The following is a 24,612-nucleotide window of genomic DNA, read 5'->3' as shown; positions in this document are numbered from 1 at the left end:
CTCCCCCCACAGCCCGCCAGTACCGCTGGGGTCTGCAGATTTTCTGCTGTACGGGTTCGGAGGGTCTTCGGTGGTGGTCACATCTGGCCCCCCGGGAGGTGCCGTGCCGCGAGCGCCGAAGCGGTGTGGGCGGACGGGGTGTGAGGCGCGGGTCGTCGGCAGGACGTACTGCGCGGAGCACTCGCAGCGGCCGCCGTCGCCGAGCTCGGTGGCGGCGCGGAACCCGAAGGAGCGTGAGCGTCGGCGTCAGGCCGTCGCGACGTGGGTGGCCGCGAACGGGTGGGTGTGTCCCGGGTGGCAGCGCCCGTCGCATCCGTCGCACGATCTGACCGCGGCGCACTCGACCGCGGTCGCGCTGGGTGGCACGTCATCGCGTCTCGCGGTGCTGTGCCGCTCGTGCAACAGCCGGCAGGCGCTGGCTCCGGGCTGAACCCGACATGGGCGGGCCCGTTCGTTCCCCCGCCATGGGAGGTCGTCATGCCTGGTCCTGCCCCGAAGCACCCGAGCACTCGCGCTCGGCGGAACAACCCGAAGGCCGACTTCCGCACGTTGCCCTCGAAGGGGCGTGCAGGTGCTGCCCCGGCGTGGCCGCTGCAGCCCGACGTCGACCGCGTGGCGGCGCGCGAGCTCGCGCAGGACCGCGTCGCGTCGTTGCAGGTGGAGCTCGGGGAGGCCGAGGACGGACGGACGAAGGGCCGCCTGCGTCGCGAGCTGAGCAAGAACGAGATGCTCGTCGCGACGCTGACCCTGCAGATCGAGCAGGCGACGGACGCCGAGGTCGCGCTCTGGACAGAGCTGTGGGCGACGCCGCAGGCCGTGATCTGGGAGGAAGCGCAGGCGCACCGCGAGGTCGCCCAGTACGTGCGGTGGAAGATCCGCGCGGAGCAGGGGAACCTCGCGGCCGGCACCGAGGCACGCATGCTGTCCGACCGGCTCGGACTCAACCCGCTCGCGCTGCTGCGGCTGCGCGCGGAGGTCGAGCGCACCGACGAGGTCGAGGAGCGTGGCGAGCGTCGTCGACAGGCGCCGCGGACCCAGAGGCCGAAGAAGGACGGCGGCGACGACGACCCTCGCGGGGGTCTGACCGTCGTGCGCTGACGTGCTCCTGGTCGTCCCGGAGCCGGACGAGGAGTACTGGCCGACCCTCGGGCCCCAGATCTGCGACCTGATCGAGGAGCGCGCGGTCTACGGTCCGGGCTCGCTGCAAGGCCAGGACTACGTGATCGACCCGGAGTTCCGGGCGTTCCTGTACCGGGCGTTCGAGGTGTACCCGAAGGGTCACCCGTGGGAGGGCCGCCGCCGCTTCAAGCGGGTGGGGCTGTCCGTGCGGAAGGGCCTCGCGAAGACCGAGAAGATGGCGCTCATCGCGTTCTGCGAGCTGCATGCCGAGGGCCCGACACGGTTCGATGGCTGGGACGCGAGCGGGAACCCTGTCGGCCGGCCGGTGCGGTCGCCGTACATCCCGATGCTCGCCGTGACGGTCGAGCAGGTGGAGGAGCTCGCGTTCGGCGCGCTGACGTACATCATCGAGAACGGGCCCGACGCGGACCTGTTCGACGTGTCGCAGGAGCGCATCGTCCGGCTCGACGAGTACGGGCGTGCGGACGGTAAGGCGGTCCCGCTGGCGAACAGCCCGGGGTCGCGTGACGGCGCCCGCACGACTCTCAACTGCTTCGACGAGCCGCACCGCCTCTACCTGCCGCGGCAGCTTGAGGCGCACCAGACGATGGACGCGAACCTGCCGAAGCGTCCGCTGGACGACCCGTACTCGCTGTACGTGGGCACGGCGGGCGAGCTCGGGCAGGGCTCGGTCGCGGAGCAGGTGCACACCGAGGCTGAGGCGATCCGCGACGGCAAGATCGAGCGGCCGGACCTGTTCTACCTGTACCGGTCGGACGACGGCGGCCACGACCTCACGGTGAAGGCCGAGCGGATCGAGGCGGTCGACGAGGCGACGGGCCCGGCCGGCGAGTTCGGACCCGGGCAGTTCGACGAGATCGCGTCGAAGTGGGACCGGCCGGGCGCGGATACGTCGTACCTCGAGCGGGTGTGGCTGAACCGCTGGGTGCGGTCGGGCCAGCAGGCGTTCGACACGAAGCGCTGGCGCGAGCTGCTGTGGGTCGGCGGCCGCGAGGACGGGGCGCTGCGCACGCGGATCCCGGCCGGCGCGAAGGTCGTGGTCGGCTTCGACGGCGCACGCCGTCGTGACTCGACGGCGTTCGTGCTGACGGACCTCGCGACGGGCACGCAGGAGCTCGCGGGCATCTGGGAGCGGGATCTCGACGTCGAGGACTGGGAAGTCCCCGAGGACGAGGTGAACCAGAAGGTCGACGAGCTGTTCGACCGGTACGAGGTGTGGCGCATGTACTGCGACCCGCCGTACTGGGTGACGGAGGTCGGGACGTGGGCCGGCGAGCACAAGGGCCGCGTCGAGGAGTGGTGGACGAACCGCTACAAGACGACGGCGTACGCGATCCGCGCCTACCAGGAGGCGATCGCGTCGGGCGCCGTCGGGTGGACCGCGGACGACCCGCTGCACGAGGACTTCGGCCGGCACATCGCGAACGCGGGGCAGGCTAAAACGAACTTCGTCGACGACAACGGCGACCCGATGTTCATCCTCGGGAAGATCCACCCCGACCGGAAGTTCGACGCCGCGATGGCGGCCCTGCTGTCGTGGCAGGGGTACCTCGACGCGGTGAAGGCCGGAGAGAACATCCAGCGCGCGGCGTTCCGTCCGCGGCGGCTCAGGTGAGGAGGGCGGGCCCATGACGATCGACGTCAAGACGAAGGACTCCCCGGGCTGGTACCTGAAGCGGCTGGCGGACAAGCTCGAGAAGCGCCGCAAGGCGGAGTCGGCCGGTGGCGGCGGCATGGATGAGATGTTCGCGCGGTACGAGGGCGACTCGCCGGTGCCGTCGTCGCTGAAGCAGGCGCCGGAGTCGGCGCAGCGGTTCTTCAAGGCGTCACGGACGGCGTTCGCGGAGATGATCGTGAAGGCCGTGAAGTACCCGCTGCGGGTGCAGTCGGTGATGACGGCGGTCGACAACGCGGCGACGGGCGACCCGGAGGCTTGGCGGCTGGTCAAGGCGTCCGGGATGAAGGACGAATCGGACGACGCGCACCGGCTCGCGCTCGTCGCTGGCAACGGGTACGCGATCGTCGGGATGTACGGCGGCCGGCCGCGGTACACCGCGGAGGACCCCCGCCAGGTCGTCACCCTGCACGACCCGGTCGTGCAGGCTGAGCGGATCGCGGCTGGGAAGTTCTTCCACCACGACGAGGACGAGCGCGACTACGCGTACCTGTACCGGCCGGGCCGAGTATGGCGGGCGTTCCACGACCGGAAGACGGCGTCGAAGGAGGGCGCCCGGTTCTCGAGCTCGTGGGAGTGGGACGAGAGCGCCGGCGGTGAGGCTGGGCTTCCCCTGCCGGCTGGGTGCGAGGACCTCGTGCCCGTGTTCCGGTACCGGAACGAGGAGGGTATCGGCGAGTTCCAGCGCCACCGTGACCTGCTCGACCGGCTCGACCACATGGTCCTGCAGGGGATGACGATCGCGACGCTGCAGGCGTTCCGCCAGCGCGGCATCAAGGTCGAGAACGACAAGGACCTACCGGACTACGACCCGAAGACCGGCGAGCGGATCGACTACAACGAGGTCTTCGCGGCCGATCCGGGCGCCTTGTGGAAGCTGCCGGCCTCCGCGGAGATCTGGGAGTCGGGCGCCGTCGACCTCACGCCGGTATGGACCGGCGTCGACAAGTTCATCCAGCAGCTGTCCGCGGTCACGTTCACGCCGCTGGCGATGTTCTCCCCCGAGGGGCAGAACCAGTCGGCGGCCGGCGCCGCGTTCGCGCGCGAGGGCCGCACGTTCAAGATCGAGGACCGGCAGGACCGGTTCGGGGCCGTGCACGCTGCGGCGCTCGCTGCCCTGTTCCTGATGAGCGGGGACACGGAGCGGGCCCGCGCCGAGGACATCGAGATCGTGTGGCGGCCCGCGGAGCGGTACGGCCTCACGGAGAAGGCCGACGCCGCCGTGAAGGCGAAGGCGGCCGACGTGCCGTGGGAGACCCGCATGCGGGACATCTGGCAGTACTCCCCCGCGCAGATCGACCTCATGAAGACGGAGCGCGCCGACGACATGACGCTCGCCGCGACCCTTGCGGCGCAGACGGCAGCCGCGATCGCGGCGCGGAACCCGTCGCCGGAGCCGGCCGAGCTGCAGGAGCAGGCACTGGCCGCTGAGGCGCCGGCGGAGGGCTGATGGACTGGGAGACGCTGGCCGCACTGTCGAAGGCGGACGCCGACAACCAGGCCGCGCTCGAGGAGTCCACGGTCGCGCAGGTGCAGGCGGCGTACGACGGCCTCGACTGGTACGACCACGAGGCGATCACGGCGGCCGCCGCCGGCGCGGGGGCTGCGGTGCACTCCGCGTCCCGCACGGCTGCGTCGTTCACGTCGGCGTACCTGACGCGGGCGATCGGCGAGACGGCGGGCTCGGCACCGCGGGGGCGCACACTGTCGATCGTCGACCCGCTGCGCATGGAGGTCGCGTCGTGGGCGACGGCCTACGGGCGCGTCGCGGACACCGTGCGGTTCGAGGTGTCGAAGGGCAAGCCGCTCGCCGACGCCGTCGCGCTGGGTCTGCAGCGCGCGGACGCGACGACGCGGATCGACCTCGGGCTCGCGCGGCGCGCGCAGGCGCGCACGTCGTTCACGGGCTCCACGGCGGTGATCGGGTACCGGCGGGTCGTCCACCCCGAGCTCTCGCGTTCGGGCTCGTGTGGCCTGTGCGTGGCGGCTGCGGACCGGGTGTACCACCGCGAGGCCCTGATGCCGATCCACCACCGCTGCAAGTGCACGACGCTGCCGGTCACTGCCGCGCACGACCCGGGCAGCCCGTGGGACATGGACGACGCGTTCGCCGAGACATACCGGCTGTCGGCGTCGACGAGCGCGCGCGACCTGAAGGAGACGCGCGTCGCCTACGAGGTCGACGAGCACGGCGAGCTTGGGCCGGTGCTCGTGTCCCGGCAGCGGTCCGCGAACCCGGGCCGCAACCGTGCCGCTCGTGAGGCGCGCGGGCTGGCGCCCGTGCAGCGCCCGGACACGCAAGCGGCGTCGCAGACGGAGCTCGCGGCGGCGCGCCGGCTCCGCAACCAGACCGCGCGCCAGACCGCCAGGGTCTGACGCGTCCGCCCTCCGGGGCGAACCACCACCACCCGACATGGGGAGCATCATGCGCGCACGTCTGTACACGCCCGGCACCGACCACATCGACATCACCGCGCCGGGCGGCATCGACGCCCTTCTCGCGTTCCACCGCCGCACGTTCGGCGACGCCGTCATGAAGGACGGCGAGGGCGGCGACGGGGAGGGTGGCGACGGGGAGGGTGGCGACGGCGGCGACAGGGACGGAAGCGACGGCGCCGGGACGTTCACCGACCCGGAGTCGGGCGAGAAGTACGCGTTCCCGGAGAAGACGCCGGTCAAGGACATGACGGCGGAGCAGCAGGCGGAGTACTGGCGCCACAAGGCCCGCAAGCACGAGGGCCGCGCCGGGAAGTACGCCGACTACGACGCCATCAAGAAGGAGCGCGACGAGCTCAAGGCCGCCACGCAGACCGACGCCGAGAAGGCGATCGACCAGGCGAAGGCGGACGCGAAGGCCGAGGGCAAGGCCGAGGCGCAGCGCGAGCACCTGCCCCGCCTCGTCACCTCCGAGTTCAAGGTCGCGGCCGCCGGCCGGATCCCGAGCGAGAAGCTCGCGACGATCCTCGCGCCGCTCGACCTCACCAAGTTCCTCACCGCCGACGGCGGCGAGGTCGACACCGACAAGGTGCAGCAGTACGTCGACGGGCTCGCGCCCGCCGGCGGCAAGTGGCCCGACATGGGCCAGGGACGCCACAAGCCCGAGAAGACCTCGGGCGTGGGCGCCGGCCGTGACCTGTTCAACGACCGTCGCTCGAAGAAGCAGTAGTCCCTCACCCACCCCACCACGGGAAGGAACGACCATGCCCCGTCTCAAGAACGAGACGTTCGGCGGTGGCGACCAGTCCTGGCTCGGGTCCACGCACGGCATCGCCAACGCGCGCACCGAGGTCCTCGACATCTCCACCTTCACCGCCGGCACGCACTACCCGAACGGGTACATCCCGTCCGGCACCCCCGTCGCGAAGGTCGGGGGCGTCCTCGTCCCCTACGACGGCACGGAGGCCACCGTGACGGGCGCCGGCATCCTCGCCGGCTTCGTCCTGACGGACCAGCCCGTCGTCGGCACCGCCGACTTCGCGGTGCCGGTCCTCGACCACGGACGCGTCCGGGCCTCGAAGGTCCCCGGCACGTTCACCGCCCCCGCGGCCGCCGCCAAGCGCGCCGCGACGACGTTCGTCTTCGTCTGAGAGGAGGAGTCGGATCATGGCTCTCTGGACTGACATCATCGACCCGGCGACCCTCACGGGGTACGTCCGGGAGGCGCTCAACGACATCGAGGCGCGCAAGGGCAACCTGTCGCGCTTCCTGCCGAACCGCGAGGTCCCGGACATCAACGTCCGCTTCGTGCCCGGTTCGGCCGGCCTGGTCGCCGAGGCGGAGTTCCGCGCCTACGACGCGGAGCCGACGGTCGGCGGCAAGCCGTCGCGCAAGCGGGTCACGCTCGAGCTCCCCGCGATCGGGAAGAACATCCCGGTCTCGGAGTACGAGCAGCTGCGTTCGCGTGGCGCGTCGGACGACACGATCCTCGGGGAGATCCTCAACGTGGCCCGGCAGGTCGCCCTCGCGATCTCCGACCGCATGGAGAAGCTCCGCGGGACCGTGCTCCGCACGGGCGTCGCGACGATCGCGGAGCTCGGTGCCGCCGACTCGTTCGGTCGGGACTCGGGCCACACGGCCACGGCGTCCGCGCTGTGGTCGGCCGCGACCAGCACGTCCCGCCTCGCCGACCTGCAGACGTGGTCGGACGTGTACGAGGCGACGAACGGCGTCGCGCCGGGCGTCATCCTCATGTCGCGTCGGGTCGCCCGCGTCATGGCGCAGGGCGACGAGTTCAAGACCTCCCTGGTGGGTGGCGGGTCCCGGCCGGCGACGGTCGCGGACGTCAACGCCATCATCGAGGGCGCGGGGCTGCCCCCGATCGAGGTCTACACGCGGCGCACGGCGAGCGGCCTCGTGCTGCCCGACAACGAGCTGCTCATGCTGCCCGAGCCGGTCGAGCCGGACGCGTGGGAGCAGACGCAGCTCGGCGCCACGTTCTGGGGGCAGACGCTGTCCTCGACCGAGGCGGACTGGGGCATCGCGGAGGCGGACCAGCCGGGCGTCGTCGTCGGCGTCTACCGGAACGAGAAGCCGCCGATGATCGCGGAGGTCGTGTCGGACGCGATCGGTATGCCGGTCCTCGCCAACGCGAACCTCTCGCTCAAGGCGACCGTCCTGTCCTGACCCGTCACGGTGCGGGCCGTGCTCCGGCACGGCCCGCACCGCACCACCCCCTGATCTGCCTACCGGAAGGAGCGCCGCCATGGCGCGCAAGATCCGTGACGACCTCGACGGGGTCGTGTACGCGTACGACGACGCCGGCGCGCACGTGCGCCTGGCCGCCGGTGACGAGGTGCCCGACGGCGTGACGGTGGGCGACCACCTGACCGACGCCCCGGCACCCGCCGACAGCAGCGACGAGCCGAAGTCGCTCGACAAGCTGAAGGTCGACGAGCTGAAGGCCCTCGCGGCCGAGCTCGACGTCGACCTCGGCGACACGACGAAGAAGGCCGACATCGTCGCGCTCATCGCCGCGGCGCAGGCCGACGACGCCGACGAGTCCTGACCCCTGGGGAGGCGTGATGTTCGAGGTGACCCCGGCCAGCATCCGAACGGCCGCCTTCGGCATCACCATCCCCGAGGGCACGACCGCCGACGCCCAGCTCACGGCGCTCATCGCGAAGGCCGAGCTGCGGCTCGTGGCCGCCGTGCCGAGCGTGCCCTCCCGCATCGAGGAGGGCACGCTCGACGTCGAGCTCGTGCAGGGCGTCGTCGAGGACATGGTGCTCCGCGTCGTGCGGAACCCGAAGGCCCTCCGCTCGGTGGGCCTCGACGACTTCCAGGCGACGATCGACAACTCGACGTCGACGGGCCTGCTGTACGTGAGCCCGGAAGAGACCGCGCTGCTCGCGCCGTCGTCGCGCTCGTCGGTCGGGAGCATCCGGCTCGGCGTCCCGGCATGGAGGCTGCCCGGTGGTTGCTGACCTGGCGGCGTACGCGCTCGCGCTCGGGCGCGAGATCGCCGAGGAGCTCATGCCCGACGCGTGCCGCATCACGCGTGGCGCCGACGTCGTCGCGACCGACCCGGTCACGGGCGCCGTCACGACGACGCCGAACGTGGTCTACGAGGGCGAGTGCCGTGTGCAGTCGTGGGCGGCTCAGGAGTCGACCCCGGAGGCCGCGACCGCGGTGTTCACGGTCGAGCGGTACACGGTCAGTGTCCCCGTCGCGAAGACGGCCGCGGGCTACCAGCCGATGGTCGGCGACGACGTGACGATCACGGCGTCCGAGAACGACCCGCACCTCGTGGGCCGCACCTTCCAGGTGATGGCCCCGCTGAACAAGAGCCGCGCCACGGCGTACCGGCTCGCCGTCGAGAAGGGCCCCTGATGTCCGGCACCGGCGACCTGCGCCGCATCGAGGCGGACCTCACGCGCGCGGCCTCGCGGATCCTGCCCGAGGTCGACGCCGTGCTGAAGAAGGGCGCGACGAACCTCAAGCGCGACATGCAGGACGCGTTCAAGGAGTCCGACTACTTCACCACGAAGGCCGGCGCGCCTCCGCGGATCTCGTACGACCGAACGTTCGGGCCCGGGACGGTCGGCTACGAGGTCGGCCCCGAGATCGGCGGCCTCGGCTCCCTGGCCGGCGTCGCGGTCGAGGGCGGAGCGAACGGTGGCGGCGGCAGCGTCGACATCGACACCCCCGCGAAGGCCGAGGCCCAGGCCGTCGAGAAGTACCTCGGCAAGATCATGGACGGCCTGCTGTGACCACCCCGGGCGTGCTGTTCGAGGCGCTGAAGGCGCTCCGGCCCACGGTGCCGGCGCTCACGCCCGCGTTCCACGACTTCCAGGCGTCGAACACGGCGACGGCTCCGTGGCTCGTCGGCAACCTGCAGATGCCGGAGCCGATCCCGGGCATGGTCGCGAACACGCACGGCGCGACGGCGACGTGGCGTGTCACGGTCTCCGCGAAGACGGGCGTGCAGGCGCTGGTCCTCGCGGACGCGGCGGAGCAGGCGTGGAAGGGCGCCCGCATCACCGTCCCCGGCTACGCCGTCGGCGCGCTCCGACCGCCGCGCATCACGGGCCCGTACGCCGCCGGCCTGACCGCGACGGACACCGATCTGCGGTTCCAGGTCGTGGTCCTCGAGTTCGATCTGACCGTCTCCCGGACGGCCTGACCCCCACCGATCCCCAGCCCCCGTCAATCCCGGCGCGGGGCTCGTCGTCGTGCCCGGAGGTGCGCCGTGTTCATCCGCGTCAAGGACCCGTCCACGGGTCACGAGTTCGACGTCCCCGAGGCGGACCCCCGGCTGGCCGACGGCCGCCTGAAGCGCGTGAAGGACGAGCGGTACCCGCCGTCGACGCTCGTGCGCCACCCGAAGCACTGCCCCCCGAAGCTCGCGGGCCGGACGGCCTCGCGTGAGACCGGCAAGGCGTCCGCCAAGCCGGAGCCGCAGGACGCGCCCGCGCCTGCGGATGAGGCCACCGAGAAGGAGTGATCCACCATGGCCGGAACTCCCGACCTGCCCGTGACCCCGGTCGACGGGAACGTCCGCATCGACATCGTCCCGGCGATCGCCGACATCGAGGCCCCGAAGCTGACCGAGCTGAACCTCTCGGGCAGCACGGGCCTGAACGCGTCGTGCTACGCGACGGCGGACTCGGCGCTCATCGGCATCGAGCAGGCCACGATCTCGGTGCAGCTGCTGTGCCAGACCGTGGACCGCAACGAGCCGGGCCGCAAGACGGTCACGCTCGGCATCACCGGGGTCGACAACACCAACAGCCCGGCCGCGACGGCGGCGAACGAGCTCGCGGAGCTCCTCGTCGAGGGGTCGGTGCACTACTACGTCGAGCGCCGGAACAAGGCGTGGGACGCGCCGTACGCCGCGGACGACGAGGTGTACATCGTGAAGTTCAAGGCGGGCCAGAAGACGCCGATGGCGCCCGAGGCGAACTCCTACAGCCGGAGCGTGTTCAACACGTTCGTGCAGGACTTCGCCGGCCCGGTCAAGGTCGCGGCCAGCGCCTGACCCGTTCCCCCGGCGGCCGCGACACCAGGGGGTTCGCGGCCGCCGGGCACCACACCCTCACCCCCTGACCCCCACCCCCTGGGAGAAGCCATGCCCCTGAACATCAAGCGCGCCCGCCGCGTGATCCCGTTCTACCCGGACAGCGCCGTCGCGGCGGAGATCGAGGCCGCGTCCGACGCGCTCGTCGCGGCGAAGAAGGCGGCCGGCGACCGGCTCGCGTCGAAGGCCGTGCGCGAGGCGCAGACGACGTTCGACGACGCGACGAAGCGCGGCCAGTCGTCGGTGCTCGACATCGAGCTCGAGGCCCTGTCGCGGAAGCGGTGGGCCGAGATCGAGGAGAGCAACCGGCCGCGCGAGGACGACAAGGTGGACGAGGGCTACTCCCTCAACTGGGACACGTTCCTCGCAGAGGCGCTGCCCGAGTCGGTGCGGTCGGTGAAGGAGCACGCCTCCGGCGACGCCGTCGAGGTGTCCGCCGCCGAGTGGGTCGAGGCGCTCGACGAGATCTCCGACGGCCAGTACACGACGCTCGCGCTGAACATCATCCGGCTGAACCGGGACGGCTCCCGCCCTTTCTGATCGAGCGGCTGCGCGACCCCAGGGTGCGCGCGGAGGTGACGGCCGCGCGCACCCTGGGGATCTCGTACAAGCGGTTCCTCGGCTGGGAGCCGAAGACGTTCTACGAGTACGACGCCGGCGGCCGGATGGTGTCGTCCTGGACCGAGGTCGAGTGGGACGACACCGAGCGGGAGTGGATGCTCGCGCTCGCTGAGTGGGAGGCGTCCGAGGTCTGCCCGATGTGCGGGTGGCCGAAGGATGTCTGCCAGGCGCGGGACGCGGAGAACGCGCTCGAGGTTGGGCCTCCGATCCGCTGCCACGTCGTGACGGCCATCCGCCGCGCGCAGGAGGCGCGCCCCGGAACCGGTGTGTCGAAGCACGACGACGCGCTCATCTGGGGAGCGAGCCTGAAGCCCGGTGCGGTGCTCCCTGGCCTCAGTCGTTGAGCAGGATGTCCGCGCAGAGCCGGCCGGTCTCCGGCGCGCGCTCGTACGGGCTCACGCCGGACAGCGTGCAGTAGAAGCCGTCCGTGCGCTCAGCGGCCTCGCGCTGGTTCTGCTGCCAGGCGACGAGGGCGATCACGCCGACGACCACCACGAGGACCGCCGCGGCTATGAGCAGCGCGCGGTTCGTCCGGCGGAACCGCTCCCTGGTCGCCTCGTCGATCGTCTCGTTGGCCATCCGCCCATTGAACCGCAGGATTCCGCCGATCGGGGGGTGAAGTTGTGGCCGATCGCTCTGTGAAGTACGTCCTGACGGCGAACGCGTCGGGGTTCGTCGGCGGCATGAAGATGGCGCGGACTGCGGTGAAGGACCTCAACGCGGACCTGCTGAAGAACGGGCAGTCCGCGGAGTCGTTCCTGGGCAAGTACGAGCAGTCGGCGCGGGACGTCACCACGGGCCTCGGGCTGATCGGCGCTGCGGCCACGGCGGGCGCGGGGATCGCTGCCAAGACGTTCGCCTCGTTCGACAAGCAGATGTCGGCCGTGAAGGCGACGGGTGGCGCGACGGCCAAGGAACTCGCCGACCTGCGGCAGGAGGCGATCGAGCTCGGTGCCTCGACGTCGTTCTCCGCGTCGGAGGCGGCGGCCGGCATCGAGAACATGCTCAAGGCGGGCGTGACCGCGCAGGACACGCTCGGTGGTGGGCTCAAGGGCGCGCTTGACCTGGCCGCGTCGGGTGCGCTCTCGGTAGCGGACGCTGCAGAGATCGCCGCCGGCACGATGACGCAGTTCAAGCTCGGCGGCGAGGACGTCACCCACATCGCCGACCTGCTCGCCGCCGGTGCCGGCAAGGCGCAGGGCGACGTCTCCGATCTTGCGGGCGCGCTGAAGTACGCAGGCGTTCCGGTAGCGCAGCTCGGCGTCACGCTCGAGGAGACGACCGGCACCCTGGCCCTGTTCGCGTCGAACGCGCTCGTGGGCGAGCAGGCGGGCACGTCGTTGCGATCGATGGTCATGTCCCTCACGTCACCGTCGAAGATCGCGGCAAAGGAGATGGAGTCCCTCGGGATCAACGTCTTCGACGGTCAGGACAAGTTCATCGGGCTCGCCGGCGCGGCCGGTCAGCTCAAGGCCAGGCTGGGCGAGGCATCGGACGCCGAGCGATCGGCCGCCCTGGGGCGGATCTTCGGGAACGAGTCGATCCAGGCGGCGAACATCCTCCTCGATGCCGGAGCCGAGAAGGTCAACGAGTGGACCGACGCGGTCAACGACCAGGGGTACGCCGCACGGACGGCCGCCGACCGTCTCGACAACCTGTCCGGCGACCTCGAGGGGCTCTCGGGCGCGTTCGAGACCCTGCTGATCAACAGCGGGTCCGGCGCGAACTCCTTCCTGCGCGAGGCCACCCAGACCGCGACCGGGCTCGTGAACGTGCTGTCGGACCTGCCTGCCCCGCTGCTGAACGCGACGACTCTGCTCGCGGGCTCTGGCGGCCTGGCCCTGCTCGGCGTCGCAGGCATGGGCAAGCTCGTCATCGGGGTGAACAGCGCCAAGGGCGCGGTCGAGGCGCTCGGTTGGTCGATGAAGGGCGCCTCCGCCGCCGCGGGCGCTGTCGGTGCCGCGGTCGCGGTGGCCGCCGTCGGGCTGACCGTATGGGCGCAGAACGCCGCAGAGGCGCAGGCGAAGACGGACGCCTACGCGGACACGCTCGACGACCTCGGGAAGCGCACCGACGCGACCCTGTCGGAGATCAACGCCGCGCTGACCACGAAGAACCAGCGCAGCTGGATCGACAACATCTTCGGCAAGGACCCCGAGTACCTCGTCGACCGAGCCGAGAAGATCGGGCTCGCCGTCGAGGACCTGCAGGGGTACGTCCTCGGCGAGCGGGACGCGGTCGACAAGGTCACCGCCGCCACTGAGGCGTACGTCTCCAAGCAGGACGACGTCCTGACGAAGGGTGACGCCCGGAAGGCCGCGTCGGTCTTCCTGCTGGGCGCGCTCGACGCCGAGGCGTCCGGGCTGACGAACGCCGAGAGGGCGCAGGCGAAGAAGGCTGCGGCGGACGAGGCCGCGGGCGTCTCACAGGAGGAGCTGCAGCAGAACTACGCGACAACGACTGGCGCGATCGACGAGCAGGTCGCGTCGCTCGGAGAGCTCATCGAGGCGCAGGCGAAGGCGGCCGGCGTGGTGCTCGACGAGCGCGAGGCCCGTCGCGCGTACCAGGAGCAGCTCGACGCCGCGCGGAAGTCGCTGAAGGAGAACGGCGAGACCCTCGACCGCAACACCGAGGCCGGGCGCGCGAACGAGGAGGCGCTCGACGGGATCGCCGAGAAGTCCCTCGCGGTCGCCGCCAGCATGGAGCAGAACGGCAAGTCGCAGGAGCAGGTCCGGAAGTTCGTCAAGGCCTCCCGTGACGACTTCCTCGCGCAGGCTGACGCGCTGGGCATGGGCGAGGAGAAGGCCGAGGCGCTCGCCGACAAGCTCGGCCTGGTCCCGGGGGACTACAAGGCGGACATCTCGGTCAACACGGCCGCCGCTGAGGTGGGTCTGCGGGACTTCCTGAACTCGGTCGAGTCCGCCGACGGCACGCTCAAGATCAAGGGCGACGGGGCGCCGGCCGAGCGGAAGCTCGACGACGTCACGGCGCAGGTGAACGATGCCGACGGCTCGGTCAAGATCTTCGCGAAGGACGGCAAGGCGCTCGCCACGCTGCGCGACTACACCGCGACGGTGGACGAGTCGGACGGCACGGTCACGATCAAGGGCAAGGACAAGCAGGGCCGCAGGACCGTGCTGAAGCTGACCGACTGGGTCGGTGAGCAGTCCTCGTCGATCCCGGTCAACGCGAACACGAAGGGCGCCCAGAAGGACGTCAACCAGTTCATCAAGGACAACACGAAGCTCGCGATCAAGATCGGCACGCAGTTCTTCGCGCCGAAGAGCGCGATGGGCGACGGCGAAGGCGCGGGCTGGACCGGCAAGACGCCGCGCGGCGTGGCGCAGATGTCGAAGGCCGTCCAGGCGATCGACCCGGGCGCGCAGATCACGTCGGGCTACCGGCCGGGCGCGGTCACGGCGACCGGGTACCCCTCGTACCACGGCATGGGCCGCGCGATCGACATCGTGTCGCCGAACATGGGCCACACGTGGGACCTGCTGCGTCGCGCGTTCCCGATGGCGAAGGAGCTGTTCTACACGCCGCGCGGGTTCCTCCGCAACGGCGTGATGGGCGGTGCCGCGCCGGTAACGCGGCGGACGCACTACTCGCACGTGCACCTCGCTCTCAAGGACGGCGGCGCGGTCACCGGCCCGGGCACCGGCACGTCTGACGACGTCCCGATCTGGGCGTCGAACGGCGAGCACATGTGGACCGAGCGCGAGGTGGCCGCCGTCGGCGGTCACCGCGCGATGTACCGGCTCCGTGCGGCGGCGCTGAAGGGCGCGCTCATCACCGACCCCGAGGCGACCTACAAGGTGGGTGGTGCGGTCGGTTCGGCGACCCGAGCGCTCGACGCCGCGGAGGCTCGCCGTGACGCCGCCGCCCGCAAGGTCAAGGAGGCGCGCGCGGCTGTCAGGCGCGCCCGGAAGACGAAGAAGGAAGCCGACGACCGAGCGGCGGAGAAGCGGCTCGACGCTGCGGAGAAGCTGTACGAGCGGCGTAAGGAGGAGGTCGACAAGGCACGCGAGCGCCGGTCGGCCCTGAGTACGGAGCGCACCGAGTTCGCCACGGACATGCGCCGGGGGAACATCCTCGACTCGGCGACGTCGGGCGCCGACGGAGCGTACGGCGTGGTCGACGACATGCTCGGTCTCGCCAGCTCCGGGAACCTGACGAAGGGCCAGTCGAACCGCCTCGCGAAGAAGGCACGCGAGGCCGAGACCGCGATGCGCGGCCTGTACAAGCAGATCGAAGGCATCGACAAGAGGCTCGAGAAGGCCACCGCCCGGGTCGAGAAGCTGCAGGGCATCTCCGACAGCGTGAGGAACACGCTGAAGGGCGAGCAGGCCCTGGGGAACTCGATCAAGGAGGCCAAGGAGGGCGAGTTCCGCGACGTCGTGCGGACGAACAGCCGCGGCGACACGTGGAACGAGCAGGTGTGGGACCCGGGCACGAAGGCCTCGGTGACCGCGAAGGACCTCGTCGCCGACGCGAAGGGCAAGGCGGGGGCCCTCCGGGCGTTCGCGGGGAAGCTGAACAAGCTCCGCTCGAAGGGCCTTCGGGGCACGGTCCTGCAGGAGGTGGCCGAGCTCGGGTCTGAGCAGGGCTCGCTCGTTGCCGACGCGCTGCTGAAGGAGCCGGAGCAGATCTCGGAGCTGAACAAGGCGTACGGCGACATCTCGAAGTACAGCAGCCAGGCCGGCGAGTACGTGACGGACGCGTTCTCGAAGGGCGGGCTGTCGGCGGCGAAGTCGTTCGAGGCTGGCCTCGAGAAGGAGAAGGCCTCGCTCGAGAAGCACGTCTACAACTGGGGCGTCGTGATGGCCGACGCGATCTCCGTCGCGCTGACGGGGAAGCACACGACGCTCAAGAAGCGCGCGGCGGGCGGGCCGGTCACGGCCGGCGAGCTGTACCAGGTGAACGAGCTCGGGACCGAGATGTTCCGGCCGAACGTCAACGGGTACGTCCTCACGGCTGACCAGACCCGGCACATCGCGGCGACCGCGCCGGCCCCGACGACGACCTTCGTCCCGCCGACGGGCGGCAACTTCACGGTGCAGGTCGACAGCATCACGACGGTCGACCCGGACGCGGCGATGCGGCGCCTGAAGACGGAGATGCGGGATGCAGCCGTGATGCACGGGCTGCGGACGGGGGTGCTGGTCTGATGCCGTATGCCGTCTACGGGTCGCCCGGCACGCCGGCGACCGCCGCCCCGGACCCGTGGTCGCCCCTCGACATCACGTGGACGGGCTGGGACGGTCGTCGCTGGTCGTTGGCGGGGACCGACCCGGAGAAGTCGATCCGGCTGCAGCAGGGGGTGCGCGGCTTCACGTTCCCGCCGATCGAGGAGCACGTGTCGGAGTCGCCGGCGCGCCGCGGGCAGGAGTTCCAGGATCACCGGGAGCTCGCGCGCGAGGTCTTCTGGCCGCTGATGGTGCACCACGGCACGGGGTCGAAGGAGTGGCTGGCATGGGACGCACTGTTCCGCCGCTCGCTGCGGTTCAACCGCCCGGGGATGTGGTCGGTGCGGCAGCCGGAGTCGGGCGAGACCCGGTCGGTGATGCTGCGGCTGCGCGGCGATGGCGACCCGCCGTGGTACGCGTCCCCGGGCCTGCTCGGGTGGGGCACGTACGAGTACACGCTCGTCGCCGATCAGCCGCTGTGGTCTGGGGCGCCGATCCTGTCGCCACGGTGGACGCTCGGCGACCCGGTCGACTTCACCGGCCCGGAGGACGCGGCGCCGGACTACTACGTCTCCGAGGCGGCGACGTCGGAGTCCGCGACCATGACCAACCCGAGCGACGTCGGCGTGTGGCCCACCTTCACGTTCCGGGACCAGCTCAACGCAGGCTCGGAGGTCAGCGTCAACGGGTTCCGCATCGGGGTGCCGTTCGCGCTCGAGCTCGGCGACCTGCTGACGATCAGCACAGAGACGGGCGGCGCCCGGCTGAACGGCGAGCGGGTCGGGCACCTGCTGAACCCGCGCGAGTTCGAGCCCATCCCCGACGGTGAGGAAGTCGAGATCGGCATCAGCATCGCGGGCACGGGCTCGGTGCAGGCGTCCATCACCCCGCTCTACTACGCGGCCTGGTGAGCGGCATGCTTCGGCCGCGGCTCGTGCTGAGCGTGTACGACAAGGACCTCGCGTACCGGGGCCTGGTGTCGAAGCCGGCCGAGGTCTCGGCGACGGCGCGGGACTACGCGCTGGCGTTCGAGTCGGGCACCGCCACCGTCTCCGTGGCCACCGGCGACGAGATCAACGAGGACCTGCAGGCCGACGGCTCACACCTCGTGATCCAGTACCGGCCCGACCCGGGCGAGGACCCGCACCGGCTGATCCATCACGTCGGCGGCCGGATCGTGGACCGCGGCGGCGACCGCTGGACCCAGACTTACACGGTGGTGGACGACGACTCGGTCCTGTCGACGCTGCTCGGCCGGCCCGTCCCCGGGGCGTCACTCGCCACCGGGCAGGGCGCGGGCGCATTCACCGTGACAGGCCCGGCAGAGACGGTCATCAAGTCCGTGGTGACCGCGAACCTGGCCACCACGGACCGGCCGCTCGTCGTCGCTCCGGACCTGGGCCGCGGCGACCCGCTGACGGCGTCGCTGCGGATGCAGGCGCTCACGGACGCGCTGCCAGGCCTGCCGTTCTCGATGCTGTCGGTGTTCGTGCGGCAGATCGACGGCGAGCTGGTGCTCGACGCGCGCACCCCGGTCGAGCACACGGTGCCGCTCACGGAGCGCTCCGGGGTCGTGCAGGGCACGTGGGGCACGAAGGCGCCCGACTTCACGCGCGTGATGGTTGCCGGCGGCGAGGTCTCCGGGGTCACGAAGTACCGGGAGGTCATCAACGAGGCCGCCGAAGCGCTGCACGGCGACTGCGGGTGGAGCCCGGCCGTCGTGATGGCCACGGACACGACAGACGACGCCGTCATGGATGCGAAGGGCTGGGAGGCCCTGAACGCGGCCGCACAGAAGGCGTCGCTGCAGGTCGAGTTCAAGGAGACCGACGACTGGCGGTACGGCGTCACGTTCGAGAAGGGCGACGTCTTCCCGATCCAGATGCACGGTGCACCGCTCCTGACGGACCGGGTGCGCGAGGTCGAGATCACGTGGGCGAAGGGCAGTGGCTTGACCGTGACGGCGCGGATCGGTGAGCACTCGGACAAGCCGAACCAGGAACTGGCGGCTGCGATCACACAGGTGGCACGCGCGGTGCGCGTGGACCGGGCAGGGAGGGTCTGATGGCAGCACTGGCTGACGTCGTGCGGGGGTTCAAGGGCCAGGTGTCGGCCGCCGACACGCCGGACGTGTTCGGGCGTGGGTGCCGGTACGCGGTGGGTGGCGCGGGCGACCTGAAGGTGACCGCGGGTGGCGCCGGCGACCGCGCGATCACCGTCGCCGCGGGGAAGGCGTGGGGCGACGGCGTGCTCGCGAAGCACTCGGCGTCGACGGTGCTGAACGCCGGCGCGAACGGTGGGAGCACCGTCAGGTGGGACACGCTGGTCGAACGGCGGGTGTGGACTAGCAGCGGCGGCACCGCGACGCTCACGCTGCTGCAGGGCGGCTCCGCGCAGGCCCTCGCCTCGGGCGTGGTCCTGCGCAACCCGACGGGGTCCACGGGCGCCGGGTTCACGACGGCGGACCAGCCTCTGTACCTCGTTCCGGTCGCGCCTGGTGCGGCGACGATCGTCACGGCGAACCTCATCGACCTGCGACTGTGGTCCGGCGAGGGCGGCGGGCTGTGGGGTGCGCACGTCAAGGCGCGCGACTACGTCACCTCGCCCGGCACCGTCGTCCGCATCGGCGACGAGCTGCACACCCGGGTCGTCGACGGGACCGGCACCCCGCAGTGGGACGTGAAGGACCTCGGGGCGATCGGCGGGGCGCGGTTCGACTCGTCGGGCGCGATGACCGCGGGCCTCGTGCCGCTCGCACGGGTCGAGGTCGACGAGACGGACTGGATCTCGGCGTCGCTCACGATCCCGAACTACTCGGGCCTCACGTGGTCGCGGAAGCGCAAGAACGGCTGCGGCTGGGTCAAGCTCGTGGGCAAGCGGCAGACGGGCCAGATCAGCGGCGTCGACTCGTCGTTCCTGACGGTCCCCGCCAGCATGAAGCCCTCGGAGCGCGTCTACGGGGAGGCGTGGGTGGGATCCACCTCGTTCCGCGCCTACATCGAGGGCGACGGCGTGCTGCACGTGGAGCCGTTCACCATCGAAGCGGGGCAGAACTTCCAGGTGTACATCCCCTGCTACCCGATCGGGTGATGGCGATGACCACCTCGCACGACGGCGCGCTCCGGGGGTGTCCCTGATGGACTTCCTCCCCGCATGGGTCGCGGACCTCTCCCCCGGTGCCGTGCTCCTCGTCCTCGTCGTCATGCTGCTGACGGGCAAGGGCCTCGCGACCCGCCGGGAGGTTGAGGCGGAGAAGTCCCGCGCGGACACGTGGCAGGCGGCGTGGAAGGCCGAGCGGGTCGCGAACCAGGAGAAGGACGAGCAGCAGCGCGAGCTCCTCGAGAACTCGCGGACCACCGCCCGGATCGTCACCGAGATCCAGGCCGAGGCGCGACGCGCGGGCCACGTGCCCGAGCATCCCGCCGCGACGGAGGGGTCGTCATGATCTGGCGCAAGCGGAAGGCGCAGCGCGAGAACGCCCAGGCCGAGGCAGACCAGGCACTGCGAGAGTCCGTCGACCACCTGCACGCGACGGTACGTCGCGGCCGGGAGGTACGGCGCGTCGCGGACCGGCTGCGCGAGATCCAGCGCGAGAACCACTTCGCCGAGAGCATCCGGCACGTCTACAGCGGAGGCCGGTCATGATCCGAGACGTCATCCACGTCGTGAGCCTCGTCGCGCTGCTCGCCTGGCTCGTCTTCCTCGTCTGGTACTCGCTGCGCGCGAAGTGGTGGCGCTCCCCCGAGGGCCGCAACGTCTGGGGCGTGGCGTCGGCGCTGGTGATCGCGCTCGGCATGGTGAACGCCTCCTACATCTGGCCGGACTACGCGGCTCGCGACTGGGTCGTGCTCGGCGTGTACGCCTACCTCGCCGCCCTGGCCGTGCAGCGCACGGTGCAGATGGAGCGACGGCAGCGGCACAAGAACGACGTCACGCACTGACCATCCACCCCTGAGGCCCCGTCATCCGGCGGGGCCTTCGTCATGCCCGGGAGGCGCACCATGGCGCAGATCGCCCGCAGCGACACCATCCCTCTCGAGACTCAGCAGGGACACCGGCTCGAGCCGGCCTCGGCACGCGCGTTCGACGCGCTCGTGCGGGCGTACCGCGCAGAGTACGGCGAGGACCTCGACATCACGGACTCGTTCCGGCCCAGGGACGTCCAGGAGCGGATCTTCCGGGACCGCTACCGGGTCGGGAACCACGCCGGAGAGCCCGGCTTCACACGAGACGTCCGCTACTGGAACGGCCAGGCGTGGACCCGGCGCGCAGGCACCGCTGCCGCGGCCGTGCCCGGCACGTCGAACCATGGCGCCGGCACGACCGTCGACATCACCGGCACAGGTGGCTTCGGCGGCACGGTGTACAAGCGCCTGCAGTCGCTCGCCCCGAAGTACGGCTTCACGAACGACGAGGGGCGCCGTGTCGACGAGTCGTGGCACTGGGGTCGCACCCGGTCCACGTCGTACCCGAAGACCCCGACCTACGAGGCCGGCTGGCCCGTGCTCTACCCGGGCGACCAGGGCGACGACGTCAAGGCCCTGCAGCGCGAGCTCATCCAGCGGGGCTACGACCTCGGCACCGCCGGCGCCGACGGCGACTTCGGAGAAACGACGACGACGGCGGTCAAGGCGTTCCAACGCTCCGCCGACCTGACCCCCGACGCCCGAGTGGGCACCGGGACGCAGAAGGCACTCACCGAGACGAAGGACTGGTTCGACATGGCCACGAAGAAGGAGCTCGAGGACGTCATCGACGCCTACGTGAAGTCGCCGGCCGGCCGCAAGGCGATCGCCGAGGCCGTCTGGAACACCGACGGTGTGCTGGCCGCGCCGGCCGACACGGACGTGAAGAAGAACCCCCACTGGGGCGCGGCGAGCTTCCTGAGCGCCATCCGCTCCCAGATCGTCGCGCTGCGGAAGGAGAGCTGACCCATGGCCACGACTCCTGCCGTCCCCGAGCGCGTGCGCACGGCGGCGTACTTCATCCTCCTCGGCGCCTCGGCGCTCGTGCTGCTCGCCACCGGCCTCGCCCCGGTGTGGCTCGACCCCGACACGGCGACCCGCGTCGTCGCGTCCGGCGGCGTGGCGACGTCGGTCTTCGGCCTCATCGCTGGCGGCCTCGGCGTCGCGTACCGGCCGACCGCGGTCGGCCCGCTCGAGAACCCGCGCGACGTCGACCCCGAGCTGGAGGGCTGACCGATGGCGCGCGGCGCGTGCCCCTGCGCGGGGGGCGCGCCGTGCGCCCCCGAGCGCGACGAGAGCGCGGCGCAACCGCTTCCCCGCGCGCACCCGCAGCCGTACGGCGTGATGTGCCGCGACTGCGCCCCCGCCGGCTGCGACGGGTCGTGCGATCTGCCGCCGTTCATGGACTGACCCGTGACCGCCCGCACCGCGGCCGCGATCGTGCGCGACGTCGTCGTGTACATCACCGGCGCCGCCTTCTTCACCGTGCTCGGCGCCGTCAACGGCGCGCGCGAGCAGCTCGCCAACTACCGCCGCTGGCCTGGACTCTGAGGAGCGCATCGTGGCCCTGATCTACTACCCCCCGCAGATCCTCGCGAACGCCGCGACCGGGCTGCCCCTCGCCAACCTCAAGGGCATCGCCGGGAAGATCATCGCGCGCGGCAACCCGGCGTCCTCCCCCTCGATCTACGAGGACCAGGGCGGCACCGCCATCATCGCCGGCGCGAACCTCACCGTCACCGAGAACACGTTCGTCCGCGGGTTCTACGTCGACGACGCCTTCGGACGCGTGTCGTTCTACGGCGACGGCGTCGAGGTGCCGCTCGTGTCCGAGGAGGGGAACGCGGCCCGGATCGAAGAGCTGGGCGCCGCCGCAGATGCCGCTGCGCTTGCGGCGCAGAACTCCGAGACCGCCGCCGAGGCAGCGAAGGCCGCAGCTGAGGACGCAGAGGCCGCCGTCGCCGCCGCGCCGATCGCGATTCCCGTGGGCGGAACCACCGGCCAGGCGCTCGTCAAGGCGTCCGGCGCGAACCGCGATGTCACGTGGGCGACCGTCGGAGGCGGGACGGGCGGCGGTGGTGGCGTCTCAGACCACGGGCTCCTGTCGGGGCTCACTGACGACGACCACCTGCAGTACCACAACGACACCCGCGGTGACGCTCGGTACTACCGCAAGGATCAGGTGGACTCGATCGCTCTGGCGGCCGCCGGGGCGAACAGCGGCGCCGACCGCAACCGGGCGAACCACACAGGCACCCAGCCGATCAGCTCCGTGACGAACCTCGAGACGCGCCTCGTCGCGCTCGAGGCTGGCGGCGGCGGGGGCGGCGGCGGTCCGATCGACGCCGACGACATCACCGACGCCACCACGGTCGGCAAGGCGCTCATGCGCGCGACGTCGGCGGCGAACGGTCGCACGACCCTCGGCGCGGCCGCGGCGAGCGACGTCGCGGGGAAGGTATCGGGTCCGACGGGGATGGTGATCGCCCCGCCGATGACGCAGGCGGCGTACGACGCCCTGGCGACGAAGGCGCCCCTCACCCTCTACCCGATCATCGGCTGAGGGGCACACGATGGCGATCGTCGCGGCGTACAACTGCAACGCCCTCCTCGGGGACGGCACCCTGCCCGACATGGCGGGGTACTCCCGACACCTCACCCTCGACCCCGGCGTCGCGCTCACCGCGGGGGTCACCGGCAAGGCCCTGCTCGCCGTCGCTGGCGGCGCGTCGCGGGCGTACGCGGCTGGGGACTACATCGGCAACGGCGCGAGCTTCTCGTGCTTCGCGCGAGTGAAGTCGCAGAGCTCGACCGCCGGTGTCCGCGTGATCGCGGAGAACCTGCGCGGCAGCGATCGGCGTCAGTCGTTCCTCCTGTCGGACGCGAGCGGGAACCTCGCGGCGCGGATCACTGTCGGCGGGATCGGGAACGACGTCACCTACTCGTCGGGCGTCAACGTGCTCGACGGCGCCTGGCACCGCGTCGGCGTCGCGTACGACGCGCTCGGCACGGGCGACGTGACGTTCTGGGTCGACGGCACCGTGGTCGCCACCGTGAACCGTGGTGCGGGCGCGGCGTCCGAGCAGAACGGCGTCTTCGCCGTCGGGCGCGGCACCGGCGGGGTGACCGACCGGCGCGCGCAGGCCGCGATCGAGGACGTGCGCTGGTTCAACGACCCCGTCTACACCTCCGAGGCCGCCCTGTTCGACGCAGCGGTGCAGAACCTCGTGGTCGGCGCCTACTCGTACGACGAGACCGGCGCCGTCGTCCGGGACTACACCCTCAAGGGCAACGACCTGACGCTCACGGCCAGCGGGTCGCGCGTGGCCGGCGTCCACGGCCAGGCCCTCGAGTCCGTCGGGGGGCACGGCGCGGAGGGTGACGTCGCGTTCTGGACCGGCGGCACGTTCGACCGGCTCACCGTGTGCGGCTGGGCGCGGATCACCACGCCCGGCGGAGCTGCGCCGTTCTTCTCGCTCGAGACCGCCGCAGGCGTCCCGAAGCTGCAGCTGTTCCGCGGCGGCGCCGGCGCGCTGCTCATGAAGGTCTGGGGCGACACCCCGACGGCGCCCTTCGACGGGAACTACCTCTTCACCGAGGACGGCGCACTCAGCACCACCGAGGACCGGTTCATCTTCGCCAACGTGAACCCCACCGGGTGGGAGCTCCGCGTCTACAGTGCGGCCGGCGCGGTGCTCGTGACCACCGGGGGCGGCACCGGGAACCCTCCCACGAACCAGCCGATCCTCAGCGGCATCACGAAGATGCGCCAGGGCGGCGGCGTGGTCCGCCTCGACGACAGCCGCGTGATCCGCAACTACCTCAACGGGCAGGCGGTGCAGGCGCTGCGCGCCGAGGCGGTCACCCAGGAGCCGACCGGCACGGTGTCGAACCTCTTCTACGAGTCCGGCGCCCTGTCGGCGCTCTACTGGGAGTCGACGCCCCTCGATCGGCTCTACCTCGGCACCGGCCTCCTGTACCAGGCCGACGCCTGACGCAGCGCACGACGCGGCCCCGTCCTCTCCGGAGGGCGGGGCCGCCTTCGTGCGTCCCCGTGACAGCATCTAGACACCTGCTTCCTAGGCTGGATGCTATGCAGACCATTCGCAGCATCCCGATCGGTCAGGACCCCACGCCGGTCGTCACCCAGTGGCGGGTCGAGGGCTGGACGGTCGCGCCGATCTCCGCGACCGCGACGCACCTTCGGTACCTCCTGACGCGCTGAGTGTCGGACCCCCGCGCGACCCTGGCCCCATGCAAGGCCCCACCCCTGAGCCCGGGTACGACCTCGACACCGACCGCCGACGTCGTGAGGCTCAGCACTGGGACCGCCCGCACCAGCGCATCCTCAACGCCCACCCGATCCCACGGCGCGGGCTGCAGCGCGACTGCCACGTGCGGGTGCGTGCCCAGCTCGTGTGGGAGCTCGACGGCGAGGAGGTCGTCGAGACGCTGGCCTTCGCGTGGACGCCGCGGCTCGTGCTGGTCGAGGTCGACTCGCGCCGG

30 protein-coding genes are annotated in these 24,612 nt (G+C 71.4%); 29 read left to right on the top strand and 1 reads right to left on the bottom strand.

Going from position 1 to position 24,612, the window contains the following annotated elements; genetic code table 11:
• Positions 1–477 precede the first annotated feature (477 nt).
• The 16 genes from ACFQ8Y_RS14285 to ACFQ8Y_RS14210 all read left to right on the top strand — a co-directional run bounded on the left by ACFQ8Y_RS14285 (position 478) and on the right by ACFQ8Y_RS14210 (position 11,296).
• Entirely contained in the window at positions 478–1,098 is a 621-nt protein-coding gene (locus tag ACFQ8Y_RS14285; RefSeq protein WP_430585881.1) for a hypothetical protein, read from the top strand.
• 1 nt (position 1,099) lies between these two features.
• Entirely contained in the window at positions 1,100–2,755 is a 1,656-nt protein-coding gene (locus ACFQ8Y_RS14280) for a hypothetical protein (protein ID WP_430585880.1), read from the top strand.
• A gap of 13 nt (positions 2,756–2,768) precedes the next feature.
• The gene (locus ACFQ8Y_RS14275; RefSeq protein ID WP_430585879.1) at positions 2,769–4,265 is read left to right on the top strand and encodes a phage portal protein; all 1,497 of its coding nucleotides are present in this window, start codon (positions 2,769–2,771) and stop codon (positions 4,263–4,265) included.
• On the top strand, positions 4,265–5,191 hold the full coding sequence (locus ACFQ8Y_RS14270; protein WP_430585878.1) for a hypothetical protein: 927 nt from the start codon (positions 4,265–4,267) through the stop codon (positions 5,189–5,191). Before ACFQ8Y_RS14275 ends, ACFQ8Y_RS14270 begins: the two co-directional genes overlap by 1 nt.
• A gap of 49 nt (positions 5,192–5,240) precedes the next feature.
• The gene (locus tag ACFQ8Y_RS14265) at positions 5,241–5,981 is read left to right on the top strand and encodes a hypothetical protein (RefSeq protein WP_430585877.1); all 741 of its coding nucleotides are present in this window, start codon (positions 5,241–5,243) and stop codon (positions 5,979–5,981) included.
• Between the two features lie 34 nt (positions 5,982–6,015).
• Positions 6,016–6,402, top strand: coding sequence for a head decoration protein (locus ACFQ8Y_RS14260; RefSeq protein ID WP_430585876.1), 387 nt, complete (start codon positions 6,016–6,018; stop codon positions 6,400–6,402).
• A gap of 16 nt (positions 6,403–6,418) precedes the next feature.
• Complete coding sequence (locus tag ACFQ8Y_RS14255; RefSeq protein WP_430585875.1) at positions 6,419–7,438, top strand: major capsid protein; 1,020 nt, start codon at positions 6,419–6,421, stop codon at positions 7,436–7,438.
• A 79-nt stretch (positions 7,439–7,517) separates the two neighbouring features.
• Positions 7,518–7,820, top strand: a complete 303-nt coding sequence (locus tag ACFQ8Y_RS14250; protein WP_430585874.1) for a hypothetical protein — start codon at positions 7,518–7,520, stop codon at positions 7,818–7,820.
• A 16-nt stretch (positions 7,821–7,836) separates the two neighbouring features.
• Positions 7,837–8,238, top strand: coding sequence for a hypothetical protein (locus ACFQ8Y_RS14245; protein WP_430585873.1), 402 nt, complete (start codon positions 7,837–7,839; stop codon positions 8,236–8,238).
• Complete coding sequence (locus tag ACFQ8Y_RS14240) at positions 8,228–8,644, top strand: DUF6093 family protein (RefSeq protein ID WP_430585872.1); 417 nt, start codon at positions 8,228–8,230, stop codon at positions 8,642–8,644. The genes ACFQ8Y_RS14245 and ACFQ8Y_RS14240 overlap by 11 nt, the downstream gene beginning before the upstream one ends.
• Entirely contained in the window at positions 8,644–9,024 is a 381-nt protein-coding gene (locus ACFQ8Y_RS14235; RefSeq protein WP_430585871.1) for a hypothetical protein, read from the top strand. The genes ACFQ8Y_RS14240 and ACFQ8Y_RS14235 overlap by 1 nt, the downstream gene beginning before the upstream one ends.
• A complete protein-coding gene (locus ACFQ8Y_RS14230; RefSeq protein WP_430585870.1) occupies positions 9,021–9,437 on the top strand; it encodes a hypothetical protein in 417 nt (138 codons plus the stop codon). Before ACFQ8Y_RS14235 ends, ACFQ8Y_RS14230 begins: the two co-directional genes overlap by 4 nt.
• Before the next feature lie 66 nt (positions 9,438–9,503).
• Positions 9,504–9,758 carry a hypothetical protein gene (locus ACFQ8Y_RS14225; RefSeq protein ID WP_430585869.1) on the top strand — a complete coding sequence of 85 codons (255 nt, stop codon included), beginning with the start codon at positions 9,504–9,506 and terminating at the stop codon, positions 9,756–9,758.
• A 6-nt stretch (positions 9,759–9,764) separates the two neighbouring features.
• Positions 9,765–10,292 carry a hypothetical protein gene (locus tag ACFQ8Y_RS14220; protein WP_430585868.1) on the top strand — a complete coding sequence of 176 codons (528 nt, stop codon included), beginning with the start codon at positions 9,765–9,767 and terminating at the stop codon, positions 10,290–10,292.
• A gap of 90 nt (positions 10,293–10,382) precedes the next feature.
• On the top strand, positions 10,383–10,871 hold the full coding sequence (locus tag ACFQ8Y_RS14215; protein ID WP_430585867.1) for a hypothetical protein: 489 nt from the start codon (positions 10,383–10,385) through the stop codon (positions 10,869–10,871).
• Positions 10,872–10,906: 35 nt separating this feature from the next.
• Complete coding sequence (locus ACFQ8Y_RS14210; RefSeq protein WP_430585866.1) at positions 10,907–11,296, top strand: hypothetical protein; 390 nt, start codon at positions 10,907–10,909, stop codon at positions 11,294–11,296.
• Here ACFQ8Y_RS14210 and ACFQ8Y_RS14205 read toward each other — a convergent pair.
• Complete coding sequence (locus ACFQ8Y_RS14205) at positions 11,286–11,531, bottom strand: hypothetical protein (RefSeq protein ID WP_430585865.1); 246 nt, start codon at positions 11,529–11,531, stop codon at positions 11,286–11,288. The two genes, ACFQ8Y_RS14210 and ACFQ8Y_RS14205, sit on opposite strands and share 11 nt — an antisense overlap.
• 59 nt (positions 11,532–11,590) lie before the next feature.
• Here ACFQ8Y_RS14205 and ACFQ8Y_RS14200 point away from each other — a divergent pair, with 59 nt between their 5' ends.
• From ACFQ8Y_RS14200 to ACFQ8Y_RS14140, 13 genes are all read left to right on the top strand, one after another.
• On the top strand, positions 11,591–16,123 hold the full coding sequence (locus ACFQ8Y_RS14200) for a phage tail tape measure protein (RefSeq protein ID WP_430585864.1): 4,533 nt from the start codon (positions 11,591–11,593) through the stop codon (positions 16,121–16,123).
• Positions 16,123–17,052 carry a hypothetical protein gene (locus ACFQ8Y_RS14195; RefSeq protein WP_430585863.1) on the top strand — a complete coding sequence of 310 codons (930 nt, stop codon included), beginning with the start codon at positions 16,123–16,125 and terminating at the stop codon, positions 17,050–17,052. Before ACFQ8Y_RS14200 ends, ACFQ8Y_RS14195 begins: the two co-directional genes overlap by 1 nt.
• 5 nt (positions 17,053–17,057) lie before the next feature.
• Positions 17,058–18,206 (top strand): hypothetical protein, encoded by a 1,149-nt coding sequence (locus ACFQ8Y_RS14190; protein WP_430585940.1) that lies wholly within the window; start codon positions 17,058–17,060, stop codon positions 18,204–18,206.
• Positions 18,206–19,231: a hypothetical protein gene (locus tag ACFQ8Y_RS14185; RefSeq protein WP_430585862.1), complete on the top strand. Its 1,026-nt coding sequence runs from the start codon at positions 18,206–18,208 to the stop codon at positions 19,229–19,231. Before ACFQ8Y_RS14190 ends, ACFQ8Y_RS14185 begins: the two co-directional genes overlap by 1 nt.
• 46 nt (positions 19,232–19,277) lie before the next feature.
• On the top strand, positions 19,278–19,586 hold the full coding sequence (locus ACFQ8Y_RS14180) for a hypothetical protein (protein WP_430585861.1): 309 nt from the start codon (positions 19,278–19,280) through the stop codon (positions 19,584–19,586).
• The gene (locus tag ACFQ8Y_RS14175) at positions 19,583–19,786 is read left to right on the top strand and encodes a hypothetical protein (RefSeq protein WP_430585860.1); all 204 of its coding nucleotides are present in this window, start codon (positions 19,583–19,585) and stop codon (positions 19,784–19,786) included. Before ACFQ8Y_RS14180 ends, ACFQ8Y_RS14175 begins: the two co-directional genes overlap by 4 nt.
• On the top strand, positions 19,783–20,082 hold the full coding sequence (locus ACFQ8Y_RS14170) for a hypothetical protein (RefSeq protein ID WP_430585859.1): 300 nt from the start codon (positions 19,783–19,785) through the stop codon (positions 20,080–20,082). Before ACFQ8Y_RS14175 ends, ACFQ8Y_RS14170 begins: the two co-directional genes overlap by 4 nt.
• A 60-nt stretch (positions 20,083–20,142) precedes the next feature.
• Positions 20,143–21,072: a peptidoglycan-binding protein gene (locus ACFQ8Y_RS14165; RefSeq protein ID WP_430585858.1), complete on the top strand. Its 930-nt coding sequence runs from the start codon at positions 20,143–20,145 to the stop codon at positions 21,070–21,072.
• A 3-nt stretch (positions 21,073–21,075) separates the two neighbouring features.
• Positions 21,076–21,339: a hypothetical protein gene (locus ACFQ8Y_RS14160; protein ID WP_430585857.1), complete on the top strand. Its 264-nt coding sequence runs from the start codon at positions 21,076–21,078 to the stop codon at positions 21,337–21,339.
• A gap of 180 nt (positions 21,340–21,519) precedes the next feature.
• Complete coding sequence (locus ACFQ8Y_RS14155) at positions 21,520–21,657, top strand: hypothetical protein (protein WP_430585856.1); 138 nt, start codon at positions 21,520–21,522, stop codon at positions 21,655–21,657.
• Positions 21,658–21,667: 10 nt separating this feature from the next.
• Entirely contained in the window at positions 21,668–22,669 is a 1,002-nt protein-coding gene (locus ACFQ8Y_RS14150) for a hypothetical protein (protein WP_430585855.1), read from the top strand.
• A gap of 10 nt (positions 22,670–22,679) precedes the next feature.
• The gene (locus tag ACFQ8Y_RS14145; protein ID WP_430585854.1) at positions 22,680–24,101 is read left to right on the top strand and encodes a LamG-like jellyroll fold domain-containing protein; all 1,422 of its coding nucleotides are present in this window, start codon (positions 22,680–22,682) and stop codon (positions 24,099–24,101) included.
• Positions 24,102–24,199: 98 nt separating this feature from the next.
• Positions 24,200–24,331: a hypothetical protein gene (locus ACFQ8Y_RS14140; RefSeq protein WP_430585853.1), complete on the top strand. Its 132-nt coding sequence runs from the start codon at positions 24,200–24,202 to the stop codon at positions 24,329–24,331.
• Positions 24,332–24,612: the final 281 nt, after the last annotated feature.

The organism is Isoptericola sp. NPDC056605, assembly GCF_042792795.1.
GTDB lineage: Bacteria > Actinomycetota > Actinomycetes > Actinomycetales > Cellulomonadaceae > Isoptericola.
The sequence above is the reverse complement of the archived record's forward strand: the minus strand, read 5'-3'. Positions and strand labels throughout refer to the sequence as shown.

Excerpts from the sequence above, each read along its gene's own strand:
- ACFQ8Y_RS14235 (WP_430585871.1), top strand. The coding sequence starts at position 8,644 with ATGTCCGGCACCGGCGACCTGCGCCGCATCGAGGCGGACCTCACGCGC.
- ACFQ8Y_RS14285 (WP_430585881.1), top strand. The coding sequence starts at position 478 with ATGCCTGGTCCTGCCCCGAAGCACCCGAGCACTCGCGCTCGGCGGAAC.
- ACFQ8Y_RS14205 (WP_430585865.1), bottom strand. The coding sequence starts at position 11,531 with ATGGCCAACGAGACGATCGACGAGGCGACCAGGGAGCGGTTCCGCCGG.
- ACFQ8Y_RS14195 (WP_430585863.1), top strand. The coding sequence starts at position 16,123 with ATGCCGTATGCCGTCTACGGGTCGCCCGGCACGCCGGCGACCGCCGCC.
- ACFQ8Y_RS14160 (WP_430585857.1), top strand. The coding sequence starts at position 21,076 with ATGGCCACGACTCCTGCCGTCCCCGAGCGCGTGCGCACGGCGGCGTAC.
- ACFQ8Y_RS14245 (WP_430585873.1), top strand. The coding sequence starts at position 7,837 with ATGTTCGAGGTGACCCCGGCCAGCATCCGAACGGCCGCCTTCGGCATC.
- ACFQ8Y_RS14175 (WP_430585860.1), top strand. The coding sequence starts at position 19,583 with ATGATCTGGCGCAAGCGGAAGGCGCAGCGCGAGAACGCCCAGGCCGAG.
- ACFQ8Y_RS14145 (WP_430585854.1), top strand. The coding sequence starts at position 22,680 with ATGGCGATCGTCGCGGCGTACAACTGCAACGCCCTCCTCGGGGACGGC.
- ACFQ8Y_RS14255 (WP_430585875.1), top strand. The coding sequence starts at position 6,419 with ATGGCTCTCTGGACTGACATCATCGACCCGGCGACCCTCACGGGGTAC.
- ACFQ8Y_RS14190 (WP_430585940.1), top strand. The coding sequence starts at position 17,058 with ATGCTTCGGCCGCGGCTCGTGCTGAGCGTGTACGACAAGGACCTCGCG.
- ACFQ8Y_RS14185 (WP_430585862.1), top strand. The coding sequence starts at position 18,206 with ATGGCAGCACTGGCTGACGTCGTGCGGGGGTTCAAGGGCCAGGTGTCG.
- ACFQ8Y_RS14165 (WP_430585858.1), top strand. The coding sequence starts at position 20,143 with ATGGCGCAGATCGCCCGCAGCGACACCATCCCTCTCGAGACTCAGCAG.
- ACFQ8Y_RS14220 (WP_430585868.1), top strand. The coding sequence starts at position 9,765 with ATGGCCGGAACTCCCGACCTGCCCGTGACCCCGGTCGACGGGAACGTC.
- ACFQ8Y_RS14250 (WP_430585874.1), top strand. The coding sequence starts at position 7,518 with ATGGCGCGCAAGATCCGTGACGACCTCGACGGGGTCGTGTACGCGTAC.
- ACFQ8Y_RS14270 (WP_430585878.1), top strand. The coding sequence starts at position 4,265 with ATGGACTGGGAGACGCTGGCCGCACTGTCGAAGGCGGACGCCGACAAC.
- ACFQ8Y_RS14215 (WP_430585867.1), top strand. The coding sequence starts at position 10,383 with ATGCCCCTGAACATCAAGCGCGCCCGCCGCGTGATCCCGTTCTACCCG.
- ACFQ8Y_RS14180 (WP_430585861.1), top strand. The coding sequence starts at position 19,278 with ATGGACTTCCTCCCCGCATGGGTCGCGGACCTCTCCCCCGGTGCCGTG.
- ACFQ8Y_RS14260 (WP_430585876.1), top strand. The coding sequence starts at position 6,016 with ATGCCCCGTCTCAAGAACGAGACGTTCGGCGGTGGCGACCAGTCCTGG.
- ACFQ8Y_RS14275 (WP_430585879.1), top strand. The coding sequence starts at position 2,769 with ATGACGATCGACGTCAAGACGAAGGACTCCCCGGGCTGGTACCTGAAG.
- ACFQ8Y_RS14170 (WP_430585859.1), top strand. The coding sequence starts at position 19,783 with ATGATCCGAGACGTCATCCACGTCGTGAGCCTCGTCGCGCTGCTCGCC.
- ACFQ8Y_RS14140 (WP_430585853.1), top strand. The coding sequence starts at position 24,200 with ATGCAGACCATTCGCAGCATCCCGATCGGTCAGGACCCCACGCCGGTC.
- ACFQ8Y_RS14265 (WP_430585877.1), top strand. The coding sequence starts at position 5,241 with ATGCGCGCACGTCTGTACACGCCCGGCACCGACCACATCGACATCACC.